16 protein-coding genes are annotated in these 18,773 nt (G+C 54.2%); 14 read left to right on the forward strand and 2 right to left on the reverse strand.

The genetic code is table 11. The annotated features are described in order from the left end of the window. Positions 1–294 precede the first annotated feature (294 nt). A complete protein-coding gene (gene ycaO / locus AC2FAK_RS13010; protein ID WP_038981416.1) occupies positions 295–2,055 on the reverse strand; it encodes a 30S ribosomal protein S12 methylthiotransferase accessory factor YcaO in 1,761 nt (586 codons plus the stop codon). Between the two features lie 128 nt (positions 2,056–2,183). On the opposite strand from ycaO, the gene AC2FAK_RS13015 reads away from it, so the two are divergent. The 13 genes from AC2FAK_RS13015 to AC2FAK_RS13075 all read left to right on the forward strand — a co-directional run bounded on the left by AC2FAK_RS13015 (position 2,184) and on the right by AC2FAK_RS13075 (position 17,110). Then, positions 2,184–2,876: a DUF421 domain-containing protein gene (locus AC2FAK_RS13015; RefSeq protein ID WP_058682859.1), complete on the forward strand. Its 693-nt coding sequence runs from the start codon at positions 2,184–2,186 to the stop codon at positions 2,874–2,876. Positions 2,877–3,038: 162 nt separating this feature from the next. After that, positions 3,039–4,127: a 3-phosphoserine/phosphohydroxythreonine transaminase gene (gene serC, locus AC2FAK_RS13020; protein ID WP_058682860.1), complete on the forward strand. Its 1,089-nt coding sequence runs from the start codon at positions 3,039–3,041 to the stop codon at positions 4,125–4,127. A 68-nt stretch (positions 4,128–4,195) separates the two neighbouring features. Beyond that, complete coding sequence (gene aroA / locus AC2FAK_RS13025; protein WP_095455491.1) at positions 4,196–5,479, forward strand: 3-phosphoshikimate 1-carboxyvinyltransferase; 1,284 nt, start codon at positions 4,196–4,198, stop codon at positions 5,477–5,479. Between the two features lie 185 nt (positions 5,480–5,664). After that, complete coding sequence (gene cmk, locus AC2FAK_RS13030; protein ID WP_013097305.1) at positions 5,665–6,348, forward strand: (d)CMP kinase; 684 nt, start codon at positions 5,665–5,667, stop codon at positions 6,346–6,348. 111 nt (positions 6,349–6,459) lie between these two features. Further along, a complete protein-coding gene (gene rpsA, locus AC2FAK_RS13035; protein ID WP_008499966.1) occupies positions 6,460–8,133 on the forward strand; it encodes a 30S ribosomal protein S1 in 1,674 nt (557 codons plus the stop codon). A 170-nt stretch (positions 8,134–8,303) separates the two neighbouring features. After that, entirely contained in the window at positions 8,304–8,591 is a 288-nt protein-coding gene (gene ihfB, locus AC2FAK_RS13040) for an integration host factor subunit beta (protein ID WP_003858233.1), read from the forward strand. A gap of 214 nt (positions 8,592–8,805) precedes the next feature. Further along, positions 8,806–11,070, forward strand: coding sequence for a ComEC family protein (locus tag AC2FAK_RS13045; protein ID WP_311379634.1), 2,265 nt, complete (start codon positions 8,806–8,808; stop codon positions 11,068–11,070). Positions 11,071–11,106: 36 nt separating this feature from the next. Then, the gene (msbA, locus tag AC2FAK_RS13050) at positions 11,107–12,855 is read left to right on the forward strand and encodes a lipid A ABC transporter ATP-binding protein/permease MsbA (RefSeq protein WP_020689713.1); all 1,749 of its coding nucleotides are present in this window, start codon (positions 11,107–11,109) and stop codon (positions 12,853–12,855) included. Continuing rightward, positions 12,852–13,829, forward strand: a complete 978-nt coding sequence (lpxK, locus tag AC2FAK_RS13055; protein WP_045295730.1) for a tetraacyldisaccharide 4'-kinase — start codon at positions 12,852–12,854, stop codon at positions 13,827–13,829. The genes msbA and lpxK overlap by 4 nt, the downstream gene beginning before the upstream one ends. Before the next feature lie 44 nt (positions 13,830–13,873). Next, positions 13,874–15,103, forward strand: coding sequence for a winged helix-turn-helix domain-containing protein (locus AC2FAK_RS13060; protein ID WP_095455492.1), 1,230 nt, complete (start codon positions 13,874–13,876; stop codon positions 15,101–15,103). 45 nt (positions 15,104–15,148) lie between these two features. Then, complete coding sequence (gene ycaR / locus AC2FAK_RS13065) at positions 15,149–15,331, forward strand: protein YcaR (protein ID WP_013097300.1); 183 nt, start codon at positions 15,149–15,151, stop codon at positions 15,329–15,331. Then, on the forward strand, positions 15,328–16,074 hold the full coding sequence (kdsB, locus tag AC2FAK_RS13070) for a 3-deoxy-manno-octulosonate cytidylyltransferase (protein WP_013097299.1): 747 nt from the start codon (positions 15,328–15,330) through the stop codon (positions 16,072–16,074). Before ycaR ends, kdsB begins: the two co-directional genes overlap by 4 nt. 142 nt (positions 16,075–16,216) lie before the next feature. Further along, a complete protein-coding gene (locus tag AC2FAK_RS13075; protein WP_013097298.1) occupies positions 16,217–17,110 on the forward strand; it encodes a YcbJ family phosphotransferase in 894 nt (297 codons plus the stop codon). Here the strand turns inward: AC2FAK_RS13075 and elyC are convergent. Then, on the reverse strand, positions 17,087–17,866 hold the full coding sequence (elyC, locus tag AC2FAK_RS13080) for an envelope biogenesis factor ElyC (RefSeq protein ID WP_095455493.1): 780 nt from the start codon (positions 17,864–17,866) through the stop codon (positions 17,087–17,089). The two genes, AC2FAK_RS13075 and elyC, sit on opposite strands and share 24 nt — an antisense overlap. 124 nt (positions 17,867–17,990) lie before the next feature. Between elyC and cmoM the strand changes: the two genes are divergently transcribed. Continuing rightward, positions 17,991–18,770 carry a tRNA uridine 5-oxyacetic acid(34) methyltransferase CmoM gene (gene cmoM, locus AC2FAK_RS13085; protein ID WP_058680319.1) on the forward strand — a complete coding sequence of 260 codons (780 nt, stop codon included), beginning with the start codon at positions 17,991–17,993 and terminating at the stop codon, positions 18,768–18,770. Positions 18,771–18,773 lie beyond the last annotated feature (3 nt).

Genomic DNA, 18,773 nt, shown 5'->3' on the forward strand with positions numbered 1-18,773 from the left:
TACGACAAATGCGGTGTAAGTTTTTGATTATCCGTATAAAAATAAATTTTAAAAGTTATGAAAAGAGTTGAATTTTTTCGGTCGGCCACCTCTGAAACAGTTAATTAATATGGAGTATTTGCCATAAAAAGTAACAGTAAAGCCCAGGTAAATATTATTATATTTACCCATATTTAACTTTATTATTACATTCAACGTTCATTGCCGAAAAAAATAAAAAACGGGGCAATGAAATTGCCCCGTAATATAGCCCAGACGATTAAATACGCCTACTGCTGATAATGTTATATGCGCTTATTTTGACCAATAAGCGGCTTTTGCTTTCTGCAGTTTTTCATAGGCCTTCAACAGCGACTGATGCGCAGGGAAGGCTTTCAGATCGCTGTCTACCGCCTGCAGTCCGTAGAATGGCGCTTCGCCGCTCAGGGCCGCGCTGGCGGCTTCTACCGCCTCGGCACCGTACATGCGCACGAAGGCATTCAGGTACTGCAGTGGCTCACGATCCTCTTCCTGCGCAAGAAGCAGGAGGGTTTGCAGGCAGCGGTAGTAGTTGGTGCGCTCGGCAGAGAACACTGACTGGTTGAATTCCATGGTCCACTCGGTCCAGGCCAGGGCCTGATCCAGATCGCCGCCAGCCAGCGCCAGCATCGCTTTCAGCTCGCCGATGCGCAGGGTATACCAGCCGTTGTCTTTACCGGTAGCCAGACCCAGCAGTTCACGTACGCGCGTGAAGTCATCATGGCCTTCGTCGTCCAGCTGGGCGATCAGGTTCAGATAATCCTCTTTTTCCCACTCGCTGCCCGGCAGGGCCAGCAGCGTTTCACGCAGGTGCGCACCCATGCTGTTGTTCGCCAGCCACAGATCTTCAGCCGGATAGATATCGGACATGCCCGGCACCAGAATACGGCAGGCGTAAACACCCAGATGTTCGTAGTCAGCAATGTAGACTTCTTTATCTTCCGCGTTGAAGATGGCCATCAGGGTAGCGAACTCTTCTTCGGTCGTACCAGCAAAGCTCCAGTCGACGAATGGATAGTCTGCGTCCTGCTTGAACATATCCCAGGAGATCAAACCGCTGGAGTCGATGAAGTGGGTTTCGAGGTTGGTATGCTCGGCCACTTCTTCGTCGTCAAAGGTTGGTGGAGTAAATACATCGAGATCTTTCAGGCTACGGCCCTGCAGCAACTCGGTGACGGTACGCTCCAGCGCCACGCCGAAGTCAGGATGCGCGCCGAAGGAGGCGAAGCAGGTGCCGTTCGTCGGGTTAAACAGCACAACGCAGATAACCGGATATTTACCGCCCAGCGAGCCATCATACGCAAAGATAGGGAAGCCTTCTGCCTCCAGCTTAGCGATGGATTCCACCACGCCCGGATAGCGCGCCAGCACGTCGGCCGGAATTTCAGGCAGACTGATGGATTCAGCAATGATGCGGTTTTTAATGTGGCGCTCAAACACTTCTGACAGCCCCTGCACACGCGCTTCATTGCGGGTGTTACCGGCGGACATGCCGTTAGACACATACAGGTTACCGACAATGTTCATCGGGATGTACACGGTCTGTTCATCAGACTGACGGGTGAACGGCAGGGCGCAGATCCCACGCTCTTCATTACCCGACTGCAGATCGATCAGCATGCTGGCGGTCAGTTCATTTTCTGGATCGTAGAACGCACGCAGACGCGCATCCAGAATGCCTTCCGGCAGTTCATCGTCTTCGGTCAGCGGAAACCATTTTTCATTGGGATAGTGAACGAACGGGCCGTTAGCGATGGTTTCACCCAGCCAGAAATCGGCGAAGAAGTAGTTGGTCGACAGACGTTCAAAATACTCACCCAGCGCAGAAGCCAGCGCCGCTTTTTTCGTCGCGCCTTTACCGTTGGTAAAGCACAGTGCACAGTCTTTATCGCGAATATGCACGGACCAGACGTGAGGCACTGGATTAAGCCAGGAGGCTTCTTCGATATTAAAGCCCAGGTCGGTCAGTTTCTGCTGGAAGCGAGCGATGGAATCTTCCAGGGCGGCGTCTTTGCCGGGGATAAACGTTTGAGTCATGGCGTTCACTTTTATCGTACGTAAAGCGCGCAATGATACGGGTTTTGCGTGACGGGTGCTATCTCCGGCGAAAATAAAAGACTGGGCTATGCTTACTGTCAGTAACTGACTGTTAAGGCATAAAAAAAATGAAAGCATTCGATCTGCAAAGGATGGCGTTTGATAAAGTCCCACCCGAATTTTTAGGCGAAGTGGCGCTGCGTAGTCTGTATACCTTCGTCCTGGTCTTCCTGTTTCTTAAAATCACCGGTCGGCGTGGCGTACGGCAGATGTCGCTGTTTGAGGTGCTGATCATTCTGACGCTGGGTTCAGCGGCGGGGGATGTCGCTTTTTACGATGATGTGCCAATGGTGCCGGTGTTTATAGTCTTCGTCACGCTGGCGTTGCTTTACCGGCTGGTCATGTGGCTGATGTCGAAAAGTGAAAAGCTGGAAGACATGCTTGAAGGAAAACCCGTCGTTATCGTTGAGAACGGACAGCTGGCCTGGAAAAATGTCCAAAGCGCCAATATGACCGAATTTGAGTTTTTCATGGAGCTGCGTCTGAACAGCGTGGAGCAGCTTGGGCAAGTGCGTCTGGCGATAATGGAAACGAATGGGCAAATCAGCGTGTATTACTATCCTGACGACGAGGTTAAGCCAGGCCTCTGTATTCTGCCGGATATGTTGGTCGAGCGGTTTAAAACGGTACCGGAATCCGGCGAATATGCCTGTGTAAGATGTAGCCATGTCGTTGCCATGCACGTGGGCGATCATCAATTGTGTCCCCGCTGTACAAATCCGGAATGGTCGAAGGTTAGCCGGGCCAAACGCCTTGTCTGACAGCCATTTTGTCGGTTTTGTGACAGCGAGGCGGCAGATTGTATTGTGTGACGAGGGGCACATTTCACCGGTCATAAGTTTTAGACATTGCGGCGCGTGTCACTGAATGATAAAACCGATATCCACAGTTATAACTTATGGCTTTTAGCGTGGTGAGGGGAAATGGCTCAAGTCTTTAATTTCAGTTCAGGTCCGGCAATGTTACCGGCAGACGTGCTTAAACAGGCTCAACAGGAACTTTGTGACTGGAACGGTCTGGGTACGTCGGTGATGGAAATCAGCCACCGAGGTAAAGAGTTTATTCAGGTGGCGGAAGAGGCAGAAAAGGATTTTCGCGATCTGCTGAACATTCCCTCGAACTACAAAGTATTGTTCTGCCACGGTGGTGGACGCGGCCAGTTTGCTGGCGTACCGCTGAATATTCTGGGTGACAAAACCACGGCAGACTATGTTGACGCTGGCTACTGGGCTGCCAGCGCGGTGAAGGAGGCGCACAAGTATTGCACGCCAAACGTCATCGACGCCAAAGTGACCGTTGATGGCCTGCGTGCCGTTAAGCCAATGAGCGAGTGGCAGCTCTCTGACAACGCCGCGTATCTGCACTACTGCCCGAACGAAACCATTGACGGGATTGCCATCGACGAGACGCCGGACTTCGGTAAAGACGTGGTGGTTGCTGCTGACTTCTCCTCCACCATTCTCTCTGCGCCGATTGACGTCAGCCGCTACGGTGTCATCTATGCGGGTGCGCAGAAAAATATCGGCCCTGCAGGCCTGACTATCGTCATCGTACGTGACGATCTGCTGGGTAAAGCGCATAAATCCTGCCCGTCGATTCTTGATTACACTGTGCTGAACGATAACGACTCCATGTTCAACACCCCACCGACGTTTGCCTGGTATCTCTCCGGCCTGGTCTTTAAATGGCTGAAGCAAAACGGCGGCGTGGCGCAGATGGACAAGATCAATCAGCAGAAAGCTGAACTGCTGTACGGCGTCATTGATAAGAGTGATTTCTATCGTAACGATGTGGCGAAAGCCAACCGTTCCCGCATGAACGTGCCGTTCCAGCTGGTGGACAGCAACCTGGATAAAGTATTCCTGGAAGAGTCTTTCGCCGCAGGTCTGCATGCGCTGAAAGGTCACCGTGTGGTAGGCGGCATGCGCGCCTCCATCTATAACGCCATGCCGCTGGAAGGCGTTAACGCCCTGACCGATTTCATGATTGACTTCGAACGTCGCCACGGTTGATTGCGCTGTTTTCACCCCCGTAGCCCTGCTGCGGGGTTTTTATTATGTTGAGTTGAGAGTTAAGTTTCATGGAATCCCTGACGTTACAACCTATCGCGCGGGTAGATGGCACCATCAATCTGCCTGGTTCAAAAAGTGTCTCGAACCGCGCTCTGCTGCTGGCAGCTCTGGCAAACGGCACCACCGTCCTCACGAACCTGCTGGACAGCGATGACGTGCGCCATATGCTCAATGCGCTGAAAGCGTTGGGAGTTCACTACACGCTGTCTGACGACCGTACCCGCTGTGAAGTGACGGGGAACGGCGGTGCGCTACGTTCAGCCGAGGAACTGGAGCTGTTTCTGGGTAACGCGGGAACCGCCATGCGCCCACTGGCGGCAGCTCTGTGCCTGGGCAGCAACAATATTGTTCTGACCGGCGAGCCGCGCATGAAAGAGCGTCCGATCGGTCATCTGGTGGATGCCCTTCGTCAGGGCGGTGCCCAGATTGACTATCTGGAGCAAGAAAATTACCCACCACTGCGCCTTCGCGGTGGCTTTACTGGCGGCAACGTCGAGGTGGACGGCAGCGTCTCCAGCCAGTTCCTGACGGCACTGCTGATGACTGCACCGCTGGCACCGCAGGATACGGTCATCACCATCAAGGGCGACCTGGTGTCTAAGCCGTACATTGATATCACCCTGCATCTAATGAAAACCTTCGGTGTGGAGGTGGAAAACCACGCGTATCAGCGCTTCGTGGTTCGCGGTGCGCAGCAGTATCAGTCTCCGGGTAACTATCTGGTTGAAGGTGACGCCTCATCTGCGTCTTACTTCCTGGCGGCAGGTGCTATTAAAGGCGGTACGGTGAAAGTGACCGGTATTGGCCGTAACAGCGTGCAGGGCGATATTCGTTTTGCTGATGTGCTGGAGAAAATGGGTGCGGTAGTGACCTGGGGGGAGAATTTCATCGCCTGTACACGTGGTGAACTCAACGCCATCGATATGGACATGAACCACATTCCTGACGCGGCAATGACCATTGCCACCGCTGCGCTCTTTGCAAAAGGTACCACGACGCTGCGTAACATCTACAACTGGCGCGTGAAAGAAACCGACCGTCTGTTCGCGATGGCCACCGAGTTGCGTAAAGTAGGCGCCGAAGTGGAAGAGGGCGAAGACTACATTCGCGTAACGCCTCCGGCAAAACTGCAGTTCGCGGAAATCGGAACTTACAACGATCACCGTATGGCGATGTGCTTCTCGCTGGTGGCGTTGTCCGATACACCTGTCACGATCCTCGATCCGAAATGTACGGCGAAAACCTTCCCGGACTATTTCGAACAGCTGGCCCGCATCAGTACACTGGCCTGATGACAAGATGCCGCATCACCCGATGCGGCATTTCCTTACGTTTTCTGACGTTTGTTCCCGCACATTTCTTCTACACTCTGCTTCATTAATTCCGTAATTTGCACGCAAAGGTAACAGTTGCGCACGTTGGCGCGTATAATGCGCGGCGTTCATGTTAACGGTATGCCTTTATTAAGGAGAAAAAGATGACGGCAGTTGCCCCGGTAATCACCATTGATGGGCCTAGTGGCGCAGGGAAAGGAACTCTGTGCAAGGCGATGGCGGAAGCATTGCAATGGCATCTTTTAGATTCGGGAGCTATCTATCGCGTGCTGGCGCTGGCAGCGCTGCATCACCATGTTGATGTTGCGTCTGAAGAGGCGCTGGTTCCGCTGGCTGCGCATCTGGATGTGCGTTTTGTCTCGACCGATGGCAACCTCGAAGTGATCCTGGAAGGGGAAGATGTGAGCGGCGAAATTCGTACGCAGGAGGTCGCTAACGCTGCCTCTCAGGTGGCGGCTTTCCCGCGCGTTCGTGAGGCCCTGTTACGCCGTCAGCGTGCTTTCCGTGAAGCACCCGGCCTGATCGCTGACGGGCGAGATATGGGAACGGTGGTTTTCCCTGATGCGCCAGTGAAAATTTTCCTTGACGCCTCCTCGGAAGAACGGGCTCAACGCCGCATGCTTCAGTTGCAGGAGAAGGGGTTTAGTGTTAACTTTGATCGCCTTTTATCCGAGATAAAAGAGCGCGATGACCGCGACCGTAACCGCGCCGTCGCCCCACTTGTTCCTGCAGAAGATGCATTAGTTCTGGATTCCACCAGTTTAACTATTGAGCAAGTGATTGAAAAAGCGCTACAATATGCGCGCCAAAAACTGGCACTCGCGTAATTGCGACCGATTTAGCAGTACCCCCGCTGCAATGGATTGACGGCGGGTATGTGAAACAACCCCATCCGGCACGGAGCCAGGTGGACGTTAATATTAACCTGAAGATTAAACATGACTGAATCTTTTGCTCAACTGTTTGAAGAATCCTTAAAAGAAATCGAAACCCGTCCGGGTTCCATCGTTCGCGGTGTTGTTGTTGCTATCGACAAAGACGTAGTACTGGTTGACGCCGGTCTGAAATCTGAGTCCGCCATTCCGGCAGAGCAGTTCAAAAACGCCCAGGGCGAGCTGGAAATCCAGGTAGGTGACGAAGTTGACGTTGCTCTGGACGCAGTAGAAGACGGCTTCGGCGAAACCCTGCTGTCTCGTGAAAAAGCTAAACGTCACGAAGCATGGATCACGCTGGAGAAAGCTTACGAAGAAGCTGAAACTGTGGTCGGTGTTATCAACGGCAAAGTTAAAGGTGGCTTCACTGTTGAGCTGAATGGTATTCGTGCGTTCCTGCCAGGTTCTCTGGTAGACGTTCGTCCAGTCCGTGACACCCTGCACCTCGAAGGCAAAGAGCTTGAGTTCAAAGTAATCAAGCTGGACCAGAAGCGTAACAACGTTGTTGTTTCCCGTCGTGCCGTTATCGAATCCGAAAACAGCGCAGAACGCGATCAGCTGCTGGAAAACCTGCAGGAAGGCATGGAAGTCAAAGGTATCGTTAAGAACCTCACTGACTACGGCGCATTCGTTGACCTGGGCGGCGTTGATGGCCTGCTGCACATCACCGACATGGCGTGGAAACGCGTTAAGCACCCAAGCGAAATCGTGAACGTGGGCGACGAAATCACTGTTAAAGTGCTGAAGTTCGACCGCGAGCGTACTCGTGTATCCCTCGGCCTGAAACAGCTGGGCGAAGATCCATGGGTAGCTATCGCTAAGCGTTACCCAGAAGGTACCAAACTGACTGGCCGCGTGACCAACCTGACTGACTACGGCTGCTTCGTTGAAATCGAAGAAGGCGTTGAAGGTCTGGTACACGTTTCCGAAATGGACTGGACCAACAAAAACATCCACCCATCCAAAGTTGTTAACGTTGGTGACGTAGTGGAAGTTATGGTTCTGGATATCGACGAAGAACGTCGTCGTATCTCCCTGGGCCTGAAGCAGTGCAAAAACAACCCATGGCAGCAGTTCGCGGAAACCCACAACAAGGGCGACCGTGTTGAAGGTAAAATCAAGTCTATCACTGACTTCGGTATCTTCATCGGCCTGGACGGCGGCATCGACGGCCTGGTTCACCTGTCTGACATCTCCTGGAACGTTGCAGGCGAAGAAGCAGTTCGTGAATACAAAAAAGGCGACGAAATCGCAGCAGTTGTTCTGCAGGTTGACGCAGAGCGTGAGCGTATCTCTCTGGGCGTTAAACAGCTCGCAGAAGATCCGTTCAACAACTGGGTTGCACTGAACAAGAAAGGCGCAATCGTAAACGGTAAAGTGACTGCAGTTGACGCTAAAGGCGCAACCGTAGAACTGGCTGACGGCGTTGAAGGTTACCTGCGCGCTTCTGAAGCTTCACGTGACCGCGTTGAAGATGCCACTCTGGTTCTGAACGTTGGCGACGATGTTGAAGCTAAGTTCACCGGTGTTGACCGTAAGAACCGTGCAATCAGCCTGTCTGTTCGTGCGAAAGACGAAGCTGACGAGAAAGATGCAATCGCTACTGTTAACAAACAGGAAGATGCAAACTTCTCTAACAACGCAATGGCTGAAGCTTTCAAAGCAGCTAAAGGCGAGTAATATCAAGTCCTCAGCATCCTTTGAGCGGTAACGCATTTATCGCGCGAAGGATGAGGAGCAAACTTGACAGATTGCAGGATTCGTCCTGTAATCAATAACAAAGGGCGGCTACGGCCGCCCTTGTTTAATGAGCTGTTCAGCTAATTGGTTTGAAAGGAACCGGAGGAATCATGACCAAGTCAGAATTGATTGAAAGACTTGCCAGTCAGCAACCGCATATCCCAGCTAAAGCAGTGGAAGATGCCGTAAAAGAGATGCTGGAGCATATGGCCACCACTCTTGCCCAGGGCGAGCGCATTGAAATCCGCGGTTTCGGTAGTTTTTCTCTGCACTATCGTGCTCCACGTACCGGGCGTAACCCGAAGACTGGTGATAAAGTCGAGCTGGAAGGTAAGTACGTTCCACACTTTAAGCCGGGTAAAGAACTGCGCGATCGCGCCAATATTTACGGCAACTGAGTTTAGCCATCAGGTTAAACTGGGTTCAAAAGAAAGCACCTCCGGGTGCTTTTTTTGTACTTATCGTTTTTATTCTGAAGCCGTGCCGCAATCCCCGTGTCGTTTTCTGCAAACCGACAAAAACAGTGCAGCGCGCGCTGTAACCTGCATTTTATTCAACTGACGCCTCTTTCCCTCTTCTTACATACTGCCGCCCTGAAACAGGGAGGTCGTAATGGGAATTCCCACACTAAGTCTGTGCGCCATTCTGGCGATAGTGCCGCTACTCTGGTTACCTGAACTACCTGCACGGCATACTTTATGGATCATGGTTGCCGGCGGGTTGGTGCTGGGCTTACAGCGAAGCATCAGTCTGAAGTGTATCGGTATGGGGTTGTTATTTTGCGCGTGGGGCATTCTGGCTGCGCAGGAAAGCGTCTGGCCGATGCAGCATTTAACCACCGGTGCAGTCAAGGCTGAGGTGGAGATCACCGCCACCGATGGCGCAACAGTCCATCAGGGTAAAATCGTTGCACTTAATGGCAAACGCTGGTGGGCATCGACGGGCATCGTGTTGTATGGCAATTACCTGCCGCAAAAGGGCTGCGCGGGTCAACGCTGGGCCATGACGCTCAGGCTAAGGCCTGTACATGGTGAACTGAACGACGGAGGATATGATCCTCAGCGAAATGCTTTTGCCCGGCATCAAACGTTGAGCGGACGTTTTACACGGGCAGAAATCATTGATGAACGCTGCAGTTTGCGTGCCCGCTATCTGTCATCGCTGCACGACACCCTTTCAGCCTATCGTTGGGGAGCGGTGATCCTGGGGCTGGGGATGGGCGAGCGCCTGGATGTGCCCCGGGAAATAAAAACACTGATGCGTGAAACCGGCACGTCGCATCTGATGGCGATCTCGGGTTTGCACATCGCGCTGGCGGCTTCCATCGTCTGGTTGCTTGCCAGGGGTATTCAGTTTTTATTGCCGTGTCAGTGGATCCGCTGGCAGATGCCTCTGCTTGCGGGACTGTTTTTTGCGGCCTTCTACGCATGGCTAACGGGTTTGCAGCCGCCAGCATTACGCACGGTCATCGCGCTTGCGGTACTGGCGGCTCTGCGGATCGGCGCGCGTCAGTGGTCTGCATGGCAGGTCTGGTGTAGCTGTATTGCGGCGATAATCATCATTGATCCGCTGGCGGTGCTTTCTCAAAGCCTGGCGTTGTCAGCGTTTGCTGTCGCGGCGTTGATTTTCTGGTTTCAGTGGCTGCCACTCCCCAGCTGGCGCTGGACTCGCCGGGTGCGACCCCTGGTAAATTTACTCTATCTGCAGGTTGGGATGTTGCTGCTGCTCCTGCCTTTGCAGGTGTTGATGTTCCATGGCTTCAGCGTCTCTTCGCTGGTGGCCAATCTCTTTGCCGTTCCGCTGGTGACCTTTATCTCGGTTCCGCTGATCCTGCTCGGTATGCTACTGCACCTGCTCCCGCTGGTCTCTCTGGAAACTGGCGTATGGTTTGCGGCAGATAAGTCCCTGGCCGGTTTGTTCTGGCTGCTGCAGCGTCTGCCTGATGGCTGGCAGGATGTCGATGAGCGCTGGCAGTACCTGACATTACTGCCCTGGCTGGCCATTGTCGGCTGGCGTTTTCGCTCCTGGAAAAGCATGCCGGCGGTGTGTCTGACAGGAACTGTCGTGCTGGCATCCCCATTCATGCAAACGGAGAAAACCGATAGCTGGACGTTGCATATGCTGGATGTGGGGCAGGGGCTATCAATGGTTATTGAGCGGCAGGGTAAAGCGCTTCTATACGACACCGGTCCCGGCTGGCCAGGGGGAGACAGTGCGCAGCAGTTGATTATTCCGTGGTTACGCTGGCATCACCTGCAACCAGAGGGCGTTATTCTCAGTCACGAGCACCTGGACCATGCTGGTGGTCTGGCATCGCTGCAGGCGGCATGGCCCGGATTGTGGGTAAGAAGCCCGCTGGGGTGGGCGCAGCATCTTCCCTGCTTTCGCGGGCAGCAGTGGAAATGGCAGGGGCTAACATTGACCGTTCACTGGCCACCGGCTGGATCCACTGCCCAGGGTAACAATCGCTCCTGCGTGGTTAAAATTGATGACGGTGAGCAGAGTGTTTTGCTGACAGGGGACATTGAAGCGCAAGCGGAACAGGCTATGCTTAGCCATTACTGGCGCTATCTGACGTCAACGGTGATGCAGGTGCCGCACCATGGCAGTAATACCTCCTCATCGTTGCCGCTGGTACAACGGGTGGGAGGCGAAATCGCGCTGGATTCTGCGGCCCGTTACAATGCGTGGCGATTCCCGTCAGTGAAGGTGGTGAAGCGTTATCGAAAAGAGGGCTATGTCTGGCACGATACCCCACATTCGGGCCAAATATCGGTGACGTTTTCGCAACATGCCTGGCAAATCCGACAGTTGCGGGAGCAATATTTACCGCGTTGGTATCATCAGTGGTTTGGCGCGCCCGTCGATAACGGGTAGAATATGCGGCTATTTCAACAGATGCTGGTTTTTTGAATGCATAACGACAAAGATCTCTCCACGTGGCAAACCTTCCGCCGACTCTGGCCGATGATTGCACCTTTTAAAGCAGGTTTAATCGTGGCGGGTATAGCGTTAGTTCTCAACGCAGCCAGCGATACTTTTATGTTATCGCTCCTCAAACCGTTACTGGATGACGGTTTTGGTAAAACGGATCGCTCAGTGTTGCTATGGATGCCTCTGGTGGTGATCGGACTGATGATCTTACGCGGTATCACCAGCTATATTTCCAGTTATTGCATCTCCTGGGTGTCAGGAAAAGTGGTCATGACAATGCGCCGTCGGCTGTTCAGCCACATGATGGGCATGCCGGTGGCCTTCTTTGACAAACAATCGACGGGTACGTTGCTGTCACGTATTACCTATGACTCAGAGCAGGTGGCATCCTCTTCCTCCAGCGCACTGATTACCGTTGTGCGTGAAGGTGCGTCAATTATCGGTCTGTTCGTGATGATGTTCTATTACAGCTGGCAGCTGTCGCTGATCCTCATCGTGCTGGCTCCGGTTGTTTCTGTCGCGATCCGCGTCGTTTCAAAGCGTTTTCGCAATATCAGTAAGAATATGCAGAATACGATGGGGCAGGTGACCACCAGCGCTGAGCAGATGCTGAAAGGGCATAAAGAGGTGTTGATTTTCGGCGGGCAGGAGGTCGAAACAAAACGCTTCGATAAAGTCAGCAACAAAATGCGTCTGCAGGGGATGAAAATGGTCTCGGCCTCTTCAATCTCTGACCCCATTATTCAGCTGATTGCCTCTCTGGCTCTGGCATTCGTCCTGTATGCGGCAAGCTTCCCGAGCGTAATGGAAACGCTGACGGCGGGGACCATCACCGTTGTGTTCTCTTCCATGATTGCGCTGATGCGTCCGCTGAAGTCGCTGACCAACGTTAACGCCCAGTTCCAGCGCGGGATGGCAGCATGCCAGACGCTGTTCAGCATCCTGGATTCTGAGCAAGAGAAAGACGAAGGCACTCGCGTCATTGAGCGCGCAAAGGGCGATGTCGAATTCCGCAATGTGACCTTCACTTACCCTGGCCGTGAAGCTCCAGCATTACGTAACATCAACCTGACCATTCCGGCAGGCAAAACCGTTGCGCTGGTCGGCCGTTCCGGTTCGGGTAAATCGACGATTGCCAGCCTGATTACCCGTTTCTACGACATCGATCAGGGTGAAATTCTGTTAGACGGTCACGACCTGCGGGAATACACCCTGCAGTCGCTGCGTAACCAGGTTGCGCTGGTGTCTCAGAACGTGCATCTGTTCAACGATACTGTTGCGAACAATATTGCCTATGCGCGCACTGAAGAGTACAGCCGCGAGCAGATTGAAGAAGCCGCTCGCATGGCCTATGCCATGGACTTTATTAACAAGATGGACAACGGCCTGGATACCATCATCGGTGAGAATGGAGTTCTGCTCTCCGGTGGTCAACGCCAGCGTATCGCCATCGCCCGTGCACTGCTGCGTAACAGCCCTATTCTGATCCTTGACGAAGCAACCTCTGCTTTGGATACAGAATCTGAACGTGCAATTCAGTCTGCGCTGGATGAACTGCAAAAGAACCGTACATCACTGGTTATTGCGCACCGCCTGTCAACGATTGAACAGGCTGACGAAATCGTTGTTGTGGAGGATGGGGTCATTGTAGAACGCGGTAGCCATACCGATTTACTGGCACAGCGTGGTGTTTACGCTCAGCTCCATAAGATGCAGTTCGGCGAATGATTGCCCGCATCTGGTCCGGTGAGTCCCCGCTGTGGCTGCTGCTTCTGCCGCTCTCCTGGCTGTATGGTCTGGTGAGCGGCATTATCCGTCTGCTTTACCGTCTGGGGCTAAAGCGGGCGTGGCGTGCGCCAGTGCCGGTTGTCGTGGTGGGCAACCTCACGGCAGGGGGGAACGGTAAAACCCCTGTGGTCATCTGGCTGGTTGAGCAACTGCAAAAGCGCGGCATCCGCCCCGGCGTGGTGTCGCGAGGTTACGGCGGCAAAGCGGCGCACTATCCACTGCTCCTGTCGCCGGTCACGACGACCGCCGAGGCGGGGGATGAGCCGGTATTGATTTATCAGCGTACTGGCGCGCCTGTCGCAGTCTCTCCGGTGCGTAGTGATGCTGTTCAGGCGTTGCTTGCCGAACACGACGTGCAAATAATTATTACCGATGACGGTCTGCAGCATTACGCGCTGGCGCGTGATAAAGAGATTGTGGTCATTGATGGCGTCCGCCGTTTTGGCAACGGCTGGTGGCTGCCTGCAGGCCCCATGCGTGAACGCGCTTCGCGCCTGAAGTCCGTGGATGCGGTGATTGTTAACGGCGGTGCGGCACAGCCGGGGGAGATCCCGATGCAACTCCAGCCAGGTATGGCAATTAACCTGTTGACCGGTGAACGACAGGCCGTTTCCCGGCTACCCGCGCTGGTCGCGATGGCAGGTATTGGTCATCCTCCGCGTTTCTTCGCAACGCTGGAACAGTGTGGTGCCCGCCTTGAAAAACGTGTTCCGCTGGCCGATCACCAGGCGCTGGTGGCGGAGCAGGTAGACGCGTTGACAACATCCGGTCAGACATTAATCATGACCGAAAAAGATGCGGTGAAATGCCGCGCTTTTGCGAAAGAAAACTGGTGGTATCTGCCGGTTGACGCTGAACTCAGCGGCGAGCAGCCGGAACACTTGCTCCAGGAACTGATTGCGTTGGTGCATTAAGAGCTTACGCGGTTCTGGTGGCGCTTTGACTGACAGGAAAACGCATGTCTTTACCGCAACTCTCGCTTTCAGCCGCACGTAACTTGCACCTTGCTGCGCAAGGACTTCTTAAAAAGTCCCGTCGCCGCGCGCAGCCTGCCGATATCCTCACTACCGTGCAACGCATGTCGTTGTTGCAAATCGACACCATCAACATTGTGGCTCGTAGCCCCTACCTGGTGCTGTTCAGCCGGCTGGGCAATTATCCGCCTCAGTGGCTCGATGATGCGCTCAGCAAGGGAGAGCTGATGGAATACTGGGCACATGAAGCCTGTTTCCTGCCCCGCAGCGATTTTGCCCTGGTTCGCCATCGTATGCTTGCCCCGGAAAAAATGGGCTGGAAATACCGGCAGGCGTGGATGCACGAGCATGCGGCTGAAATTGAGCAGCTCATTGCCCATATCGTGGAAAAGGGGCCAGTACGTTCCGCGGATTTTGAACATCCACGAAAAGGGGCAAGCGGCTGGTGGGAATGGAAGCCGCACAAGCGTCATCTCGAAGGGTTGTTTACATCAGGCAAGGTGATGGTAGTCGAGCGGCGTAATTTTCAACGGGTGTACGACCTGACGCAGCGGGTGATGCCTCACTGGGACGACGAGCGCGACCTGCTCACACAGGAGGCAGCCGAAGCCGTCATGCTTGAAAACAGCGCCCGCAGTCTGGGTATTTTCCGTCCGCAATGGCTGGCCGATTATTACCGTCTCCGACAGCCCGCGCTGAAACCGTTGCTGGATAACTGGCAGCGTGAACAGCGGGTTATCCCGGTCTCTGTAGAGAAGTTGGGCGAAATGTGGCTGCATGCGGATTTACTCCCGCTGCTGCCACAAGCTGAAGCAGGTAAACTTCAGGCAACCCATAGCGCGGTGCTGTCACCTTTTGATCCGGTGGTCTGGGACAGAAAACGGGCCGAGCAGCTGTTTGATTTCAGCTACCGGCTGGAGTGCTACACTCCCGCGCCAAAGCGCCAGTACGGTTACTTTGTTTTGCCCCTGCTGCACAAGGGACAACTGGTAGGGCGCATGGATGCCAAAATGCACCGTAAAACCGGCACGCTAGAGGTCATCGCGCTGTATCTGGAAGAGGGCGTCAGGTTAACCGCGACCCTGGAAAAAGGGTTAACATCCGCCATCAATGATTTCGCCTGCTGGCAGAAGGCCTGTGAAGTGACGCTGGGCCTCGTGCCTGACGGACTCTTTACATCCTGTCGAAGTGGCTGGGAAACAGGCACGCCCTGAAAAGGGAATGTGATAAGCTTCAGCGATTACCCATACGGAGGAACTATGGATCACCGTTTACTTGAAATTATTGCCTGCCCGGTGTGCAACGGCAAACTCTACTATAGCCAGGACAAACAAGAGCTGATTTGCAAACCGGACAGCCTCGCTTTCCCGCTGCGTGACGGTATTCCGGTACTGCTGGAAAACGAAGCCCGTTCCCTGGTGGCTGAAGAGAGCAAACCATGAGCTTTGTCGTCATTATTCCTGCCCGTTACGCCTCAACGCGTCTGCCGGGTAAGCCGCTGGTAGATATCAACGGCAAGCCAATGATTGTGCATGTACTTGAACGCGCCCGTGAGTCCGGCGCTGACCGTATTATCGTGGCCACCGATCATCCTGATGTTGCGCGTGCGGTTGAAGCCGCAGGCGGGGAAGTGTGCATGACCCGCGCCGATCACCAGTCTGGTACTGAACGACTGGCTGAAGTGGTTGAGAAATGCGCATTCAGCGACGATACGGTAATCGTTAACGTGCAGGGCGACGAGCCGATGATCCCGGCGGCGATTATTCGTCAGGTGGCGGAAAACCTGGCGCAGCGTCAGGTTGGCATGGCAACTCTCGCGGTACCTATCCACCACGCGGAAGAAGCGTTCAACCCGAACGCGGTGAAGGTTGTGACGGATGCGGAGGGCTATGCGCTCTATTTCTCCCGTGCCACCATCCCGTGGGATCGCGATCGCTTTGCGGTGTCCAAAGAGACCATTGGCGATACCTTCCTGCGCCATATTGGCATCTACGGCTATCGCGCTGGCTTTATTCGCCGGTATGTAACCTGGACACCGAGTCCGCTGGAGCATATTGAAATGCTGGAACAGCTTCGTGTGCTCTGGTACGGCGAAAAGATCCACGTTGCCGTCGCCGAAGAGGTGCCTGGTACAGGCGTAGACACCCCAGAAGATCTTGAGCGCGTTCGCGCTGAATTGCGTTAATCCTTGCGGCATCCCTCTTTTGGGAGGGATGCACTCCGCCGTTTATTTTCTCTTATCTTTTCCATAATTGATCTACGCAGGGTGACATCTGCGTCCTGCGCGCTCATTATAAAAGCAGTAGTCTTAATGGGGGTAATCTCATATGGAACAGCTGCGTGCCGAACTGAGTCACCTGCTTGGCGAGAAGTTAAGCCGGGTGGAATGTGTAAGTGAAAAGGCAGATACCGCGCTCTGGTCGTTGTACGACAGTCAGGGAAACCCAATGCCGCTGATGGCCCGAAGCTTTACCTCGCCGGGTGTGGCCAGGCAGCTCGCCTGGAAAATTTCAATGCTCGCGCGGCAAGGAACCGTGCGTATGCCGACGGTTTACGGAGTGATGACGCATGAAGAGCACCCCGGTCCGGATGTTCTGCTGATTGAGCGTTTACGCGGAGTATCCGTTGAAGCCCCGGCGCGTACACCGGAGCGCTGGGAACAGCTGAAAGACCAGATTGTGGAGGCTCTGCTGGCCTGGCACCGGCAGGATAGCCGTGGCCTTGTGGGACCCGTCGACAGCACTCAGGAAAATCTCTGGCCGCTGTGGTATCGCCAGCGGGTGGAGGTGCTGTGGGGAACGCTTAATCAGTTCAACAACACCGGCTTGACCATGCAGGATAAACGTATCCTGTTCCGCACCCGGGAGTGTTTACCGGCGCTGTTTGAGGGCTTTAACGACAACTGCGTGTTGATACACGGTAATTTTACCCTGCGTAGCATGCTTAAAGATTCTCGTAGCGATCAGCTTCTGGCAATGCTGGGGCCAGGGGTCATGCTCTGGGCTCCGCGCGAGTATGACCTGTTCAGGCTCAGCGACAGCGCGGCCGCTGAAGGCTTGCTGTGGCACTATCTGCAGCGCGCGCCCGTTGCGGAGGCGTTTCTCTGGCGGCGCTGGCTTTATTTATTGTGGGATGAAGTGGCGCAGCTGGTGAATACCGGACGTTTCAACCGCGCCAACTTTGACCTTGCGACAAAATCACTCCTGCCCTGGCTCGCCTGAGGAGCCTTTCAGCCACTGCCAGACGCGTCCCAGCGTCTCATAGCCGACGCGATCGCTATGCATCAACCACATCGGGGACGGGATCACCCGTTCCCATGGGTTGAGCGGGGCGTTAATGGCCATCTGGTTCGCCGGCGCGGGAAGCGGGTGCAGTCCTTGTTTTTCGAAGAAAATCATTGCCCTTGGCAGATGCGAAGCAGATGTAACCAGTAAGAACGGAACATCGCCAATAGCCTGTTTCACCGCTGCGGCTTCTTCTTCGGTATCTTTCGGACTGTCCAGCGTGATAATAGCGGAGCGCGGCACGCCGAGGGATTCCGCCACCCTGGCGCCGGCTTCAGCCGTGCTGACCGGGTTGGTTTTGGCTGGCGCGCCGGTGAAGATCATTTTTGATCCCGGATTAGCCAGCCACAGGCGAATACCTTCGTTCAGGCGCGGCAGGCTGTTATTGATCAGGTTGGAGCTGGGGGCCCAGTTTGGATCCCAGGTATACCCACCGCCCAGCACCACGATGTACGCCACTTTCTGGTTTCCCTGCCAGGTTGGGTAGGTGTTTTCGATGGGACGTAACAGTTTGTCTGCGACGGGTTGCAGGCTCAGCAGCAGCAGTACCAGCCAGCCGAAGGTGATCAGCGTTTTGCCACTTTTCTGAAAGCGACTAAACCACACCAGCCCCAGCCCCAGCGCGATGATGAGCAGCAGTAGCGGAAGGGGAAGCATCATGCCTCCAATGTATTTCTTCAGGGTAAAAAGCATCCTTTTTGGTTCCTTTTTTAACCATATAGCAGGCGAATACCCGTGATATTACACCAGAGAGGTTCATTCTCCGCGCGGGTGTGACAAAATAGCGGTTTTGCAGTTAGCGAGTGGAACTCTCCCAATGCGGGATCGCAATTTTGATGACATCGCGGAAAAGTTTTCGCGCAACATATACGGCACCACAAAAGGGCAGTTACGTCAGACGATCCTCTGGCAGGATCTGGACACCATTCTGGCCACGTATGGAGGTCAAACGTTGCGCGTGCTTGACGCCGGAGGCGGTGAAGGGCAGACGGCCATAAAAATGGCTGAGCGCGGTCATCACGTCACACTTTGCGATCTTTCTGCTGAGATGGTTGCGCGTGCCACGCGTGCAGCAGAGGAGAAAGGTGTGAGCGACAACATGCATTTTGTACAATGCGCCGCTCAGGACATCGCACAGCATTTGGAAACCCAGGTTGATCTGATATTGTTTCATGCGGTGCTGGAATGGGTAGCCGATCCGTTAAGCGTGTTACAAACTCTGTGGTCGATGCTACGCCCGGGCGGTACGCTGTCGCTGATGTTCTACAATGCTAACGGCTTCCTGATGCACAACATGGTTGCGGGCAACTTCGACTATGTTCAGGTCGGAATGCCGAAAAAGAAAAAGCGCACGCTTTCCCCGGACTATCCGCGCGATCCCCAGCAGGTTTACGGCTGGCTGGCAGAGATTGGCTGGCAGATAACCGGGAAGACGGGCGTCAGGGTGTTTCATGATTATCTGCGTGAAAAACACAAACAGCGTGACTGTTTTGACACCTTAACAGAATTAGAAACGCGGTATTGCCGTCAGGAACCGTTTATCAGTCTTGGCCGCTATATTCACGTCACCGCGCACAAGCCGCAGATGCAAGGATAACCT

Source organism: Enterobacter cloacae complex sp. 394F7, assembly GCF_057320385.1.